Origin of the sequence: Xanthomonas hortorum, from assembly GCF_040279205.1 — a bacterium.
Taxonomy (GTDB): Bacteria; Pseudomonadota; Gammaproteobacteria; order Xanthomonadales; family Xanthomonadaceae; genus Xanthomonas; species Xanthomonas hortorum_F.
Genome location: NZ_JBEOLS010000106.1, coordinates 1 through 4951, shown reverse-complemented (window position 1 = coordinate 4951; position 4951 = coordinate 1). Strand labels below are relative to the sequence as shown.

Genomic DNA, 4951 nt, shown 5'->3' with positions numbered 1-4951 from the left:
AGTTGCCAAAGCGCTTGGGTAGGCCGCGCCATTTGCAGCCATGCTCGGCAACGTAAAGGATGGCGTTGACCACTTGCAGGTTGGTCATGCTGACATTGCCGCGCTGCGCCGGCAGGCAGTGTTCGATCAGAGAAAATTGTGCTGGCGTGATCTCCATGCACGATAGTTTAATCGCTCGGGCCATTAGTGTTAACAGGCCCTAGTTCGGGCAACTGGTGACGGAGCACTTGGGGAATTGCGGGGAGATCGGTCGTAGAGCGTCTGATCTACGGCTTGGTTGCAGGGCCCTTGCCCGCCCACCGTCGCGGGACACGCCACAAGTACATCCATGTAGGCTCTTACGCGGCATCCATGCCGCGTAAGGTCCCGCGACGGTGGGCGGGCAAGGACCAGTCGAGATGGTCGGTGTGCAGGGTTTTCAATAAAACAGCCGGCAAACTTTCTGGTGCGGCGAGGGCACCGCACACTCGTGCATGCTTCAGCCTTACGGCGGTTTGGTGGTGTCCGTAGTAGCGATTTATCACCAGCTGATCTTGTGCAGACCATGAGGCCGGGTAATCCGTCTCAGTGGAGTCCATTGCGGTTTATCACGTATTGCAAGCCGACTGTGTCATTTCGCTTCCGCATGCAGCGCTGCGCACCACAACACGCCGACCAATAAACAGGTAATAGCGGCCAGCTCCAGCGGCGTGGGCAGGCGCATTTCCCAGGCAAAGCCGTACAGCAGCGCAAAGATCGTTTCGAACACGATCATCTGGCCGACCAGGGTCAGTGGCAACACGCGGCTGGCCCGGTTCCACAAGGCGTTGCCGATCACCGAGGCCAGGATGCCCAGCAACAGCGAAATGCCCCAGAAACTCGCCCATTCGATCGGCGCGTGCGTTGCGCTGCCGATCAGCGCTGCCGGCGCCAGCACCAGCGCTAGTGCACCGGTGACCACGCCGGTCAGCAGCGACCAGTCGCCGCCGGACAGGTCCGGGCGCCGCCGCAGCCAGCGTGCATTGACGATCGAATAGGCCGACCACGACGCCAACGCACCGAATGCGCACAGCAGGCCGGCAATGCGTGTGGCGCGATCGCTGGCGTGTTGGCCGGAGTCGTGTTGCAGGGTGTCCAGAGCGACCAGCGCCACGCCGATGACGCACAACACGCACGGCGCAGCCAGGCGTCGCAACTGCACCGCGCCGGCCGCACGTGTGCCGATCACGGTGACCACCACCGGCAACAGGCCGATGATCAGCGCGGTGGCTGCACTGCCGGCCCACTGCACTGCACTGCCAAGTAGCACGTAATAGATCAGATTGCCCAGCAAGCTCAGTCGTACCAGCGCCCACCACTCGGCGCGACCCAGCCGCGCAGCGGTCTGCTGGGCGCGCGGAGCCAGCACCAACGCCGCCACTGCGCCGTACGACAGATAACGGGCCACGGCCAGTTGCAACGGCGTAAACGCCGCCAGCAACTGCGGCGCCAGAAACACCAATCCCCACAACGCGCCTGCACCGATCCCGCAGGCGACACCCACCATCAAGCGCTCACGCATCGTGCTGCTCCTTTATGCCGTGCAGCATGCAATGAAGTGCGGCACGCAGGCTCCATTGCGCTTGTTCAATTGTTCATTAGCTCAGAAGACAACGCTCTGAGGTGGCGTCACGCGGCGGGGTGCGTGACGCGTGTGGCAGCCAGCAGCGCGCCGCCAACCGGATGCCACGCGTTACTGCGGCTGTCATTGCCGCAGCCGCACCGGATGGCTGCCATCCGGTGCGGAGTTGATTCACTTGGCCCAGGTGTCGCGCAGGGTCACGCTGCGATTGAACACCGGCGTGGCGGCACTGTGGTCACGGCGATCGGCAACGAAGTAGCCGGTACGCTCGAACTGGAACGACTGCTCGGGCGCAGCCTGCGCGGCGCTCGGCTCCACATAGCCGCGCACGCTGCGCTTGGACTCGGGGTTGAGATAGTCGCGGTAGGTCTTGCCTTCGGATTCGTCATCGGGTTTTTCCACCGAAAACAGGCGGTCGTACAAGCGGATTTCCGCCTCCACCGCATGCGCGGCGCTGACCCAATGGATGGTGCCCTTGATCTTGCGATTGGCGCCTTCCATGCCCGGACGCGATTCCGGATCCAGCCAGCCACGCAGCTCGACGATCTCGCCAGCAGCGTCCTTGATCACCTCGTCCACGCGCGCAATGCCGGCGCCGCGCAGGCGGACTTCGCCGCCCGGCACCAGACGCTTCCAACCCTTGGGCGGCACTTCGGCAAAATCTTCGCGCTCGATCCACAGCTCTCGCGAGAACGGCACCTCACGCGTGCCGACGCTCTCGTCCTTGGGGTGGTTGGAAAAAGTCAGCGTCTCGGTGTGGCCTTCCGGCAGATTGCTCAACACCAGCTTGATCGGGTCGATCACCGCCATGCGGCGCGCGGCGGCCGTATCCAGATCCTCGCGCAGGCAGCCCTCCAGCACCGAGAAATCGATCAGCGAATTCTGCTTGCTGATGCCCACACGATCCACAAACAGGCGCATCGCCGCCGGCGTGTAGCCGCGCCGACGCAGGCCTTGCAGCGTGTACATGCGCGGGTCGTCCCAGCCGTCCACCAGCTGTTCTTCCACCAGCGCGGTGAGTTTGCGCTTGCTCATCACCGTGTAGTTGATGTTGAGGCGCGAGAACTCGATCTGGCGCGGCTTGGCGGCCTCGCGCGGCAGGCCCTTGTCCAGTAGCGGCTGCAGCAACTCCGGATGCGCGGCCAGATCCACCTTGTCAACGCACCAGTCGTACAGCGGGCGGTGGTCTTCGAATTCCAGCGTGCACAGCGAATGGGTGATGCCTTCCACCGCATCGCCCAGCGAATGCGCGAAGTCGTACATCGGGTAGATCGGCCATGCATTGCCGGTATTCTGGTGCTCGACGTGCTTGATGCGGTACAGCGCCGGATCGCGCAGGTTGATGTTGCCGCTGCCCATGTCGATCTTGGCGCGCAGCGTGCGCGCGCCATCGGGGAATTCGCCAGCGCGCATGCGCCGGAACAGGTCTAGGTTTTCCTCGACGCTGCGCTCGCGGAACGGCGAATTGCGGCCGGGCTCGGTCAGCGTGCCGCGGTATTCGCGCACCTGTTCGGCGGACAGATCGCAGACGAAGGCATGGCCGTCGCGGATCAGTTTTTCCGCAGCCAGGTAATACACCTCGAAATAGTCCGACGCATGGCGCAGCTGCGCCCACTCGAACCCCAGCCAGCGCACGTCGTCCTGGATGGCGACCACGAACTCGGGGTCTTCCTTGGCCGGGTTGGTGTCGTCCAGGCGCAGATTGCACAGCCCGCCGAACTCGGCCGCCAGGCCGAAATCCAGGCAGATCGCCTTGGCGTGGCCGATATGCAGGTAGCCGTTGGGCTCGGGCGGGAAGCGGGTGCGGATGACCGTGTGCTTGCCGCTGGCCAGATCCTCGCGGACGATCTGGCGGATGAAGTCTTTCTTCTCCGCCGGGGCGGTGGCGTCGGTGGCTAGGGTCTCGGACATGCGCGCATCAGCAATAGGTAAACCACAAGTTTAGGCGGTGGCACCGGTTTAGGGGTAGGACGCGTGTGGGCGGCCGGGCAGTTGGCGGCGTCTGCGCACGGTGTTCATGCGGGCAAACGGCGTGCTGGCGGGCGTCCTGCATGGGTTAACTGCATATTGGCTCCAGCTGGGTCGAGCTGCATCGGCAGGCGACGCAGCGGGCTGGCCGGCATCGCCGCCGACGCGTACGCTGCGCCGATCCTTCGGAGTACCCCACGCATGCCATTGCCCCGCCTGGTGATCGGCGACAAGACCCTGTCCTCCTGGTCGCTGCGCCCGTGGCTGCTGTTGCGGCACTTCCAGCTGCCGTTCGAGGAAATCGCCTTGCCGCTGGATACGCCGGAATTTCAAGCGCGCACCGCCGGCTACTCGCCGACCCGGCAGGTGCCGGTGCTGTGGGACGGCAGCCTGCATATCTGGGATTCGCTGGCGATCTGCGAATACGTCAACGAGCGCTGGCTCGCAGGGCGCGGCTGGCCGGCGGACCTGTCCGTGCGGGCCCAGGCACGCGCGGCGGCGGCGGAAATGCATTCGGGCTTCGCCGCCCTGCGTACCCAACTGCCGATGGATCTGGCCCGCGTGCCCGGCCCCGCGCATTGGGACGCGGCCGCCGAGCGCGACATCACCCGCATCCAGGCGCTGTGGGCCAGCCTGCGCGCCGAGCACGGCGATGCCGGGCAGTTCCTGTGCGGCGACTTCGGCATTGTCGATGCGATGTTCGCCCCGGTGGCGCTGCGTTTTGCCAGCTACGGCGTACCGCTGTTTGAAGCCGCTGGCGACTATCTGGCTGCACTGGACGCCTTGCCGGCACTGCGCGAGTGGAAGCAGGGCGCCGAGCGCGAACGTCTGGGGCGCCACTGAGCATGCAGATCGCGTATCGCGCCAGTCACATCATCGACGCGCATCTGGCCAAGCACGCGCTGGAAGATGCCGGCATCACCGCATTCGTGTTCGGCGAGTCGCTACTGGGCGGCGCGGGTGAACTGCCGGCGTTCGGCGTGCTGCAGGTCTGCGTGGCCGACCTGCATCTGAGTCAGGCGCAGGCGGTGCTGGCTCAGATCGGGTTGTGCGGCGAGGTCACGCGGGCGGTGTAAGGTAGGTTTAGCCGCTCTTGGCGTCATCTGGATGGGCCAAGCGCGTTGGTCGAGGGCGCGGTGCCCTCGCCGCTCGCGGGACACGCCTTAAATCCGTCCCTGGAGGCTCGGTGGCGGCATCCATGCCGCCACACGGTCCCGCAAGCGATGAGGACACCGCGCCAGAAAGTTTGCAGGCTGTTTTATTGAAACCATGCACACCGACCATCTCGACTGGTCCTTGCCCGCCCACCGTCGCGGGACCTTACGCGGCATGGATGCCGCGTAAGAGCTTACAAGGACGTACTTGCAGCGTGTCCCGCGATGG

The 4951-nt window shown here is 64.9% G+C and carries 5 protein-coding genes; 2 read left to right on the top strand and 3 right to left on the bottom strand.

What is annotated here, in order from left to right:
- The 3 genes from ABS769_RS22095 to ABS769_RS22085 all read right to left on the bottom strand — a co-directional run.
- On the bottom strand, window positions 1-157 hold a 157-nt coding region (locus tag ABS769_RS22095), incomplete at its 3' end, for a transposase (protein WP_233368074.1).
- 453 nt (window positions 158-610) lie between these two features.
- Entirely contained in the window at window positions 611-1540 is a 930-nt protein-coding gene (locus ABS769_RS22090) for a DMT family transporter (protein WP_317063359.1), read from the bottom strand.
- A gap of 231 nt (window positions 1541-1771) precedes the next feature.
- Window positions 1772-3511 carry a glutamine--tRNA ligase/YqeY domain fusion protein gene (locus tag ABS769_RS22085; RefSeq protein WP_317063357.1) on the bottom strand — a complete coding sequence of 580 codons (1740 nt, stop codon included), beginning with the start codon at window positions 3509-3511 and terminating at the stop codon, window positions 1772-1774.
- Between the two features lie 258 nt (window positions 3512-3769).
- Between ABS769_RS22085 and ABS769_RS22080 the strand changes: the two genes are divergently transcribed.
- On the top strand, window positions 3770-4411 hold the full coding sequence (locus ABS769_RS22080; RefSeq protein ID WP_317063355.1) for a glutathione S-transferase family protein: 642 nt from the start codon (window positions 3770-3772) through the stop codon (window positions 4409-4411).
- Between the two features lie 2 nt (window positions 4412-4413).
- Window positions 4414-4644 (top strand): DUF2007 domain-containing protein, encoded by a 231-nt coding sequence (locus ABS769_RS22075; protein ID WP_006449566.1) that lies wholly within the window; start codon window positions 4414-4416, stop codon window positions 4642-4644.
- Window positions 4645-4951: the final 307 nt, after the last annotated feature.

Coding starts and splice junctions, on each gene's coding strand:
- ABS769_RS22090 (WP_317063359.1), bottom strand. CDS start 1,540: ATGCGTGAGCGCTTGATGGTGGGTGTCGCCTGCGGGATCGGTGCAGGC.
- ABS769_RS22085 (WP_317063357.1), bottom strand. CDS start 3,511: ATGTCCGAGACCCTAGCCACCGACGCCACCGCCCCGGCGGAGAAGAAA.
- ABS769_RS22080 (WP_317063355.1), top strand. CDS start 3,770: ATGCCATTGCCCCGCCTGGTGATCGGCGACAAGACCCTGTCCTCCTGG.
- ABS769_RS22075 (WP_006449566.1), top strand. CDS start 4,414: ATGCAGATCGCGTATCGCGCCAGTCACATCATCGACGCGCATCTGGCC.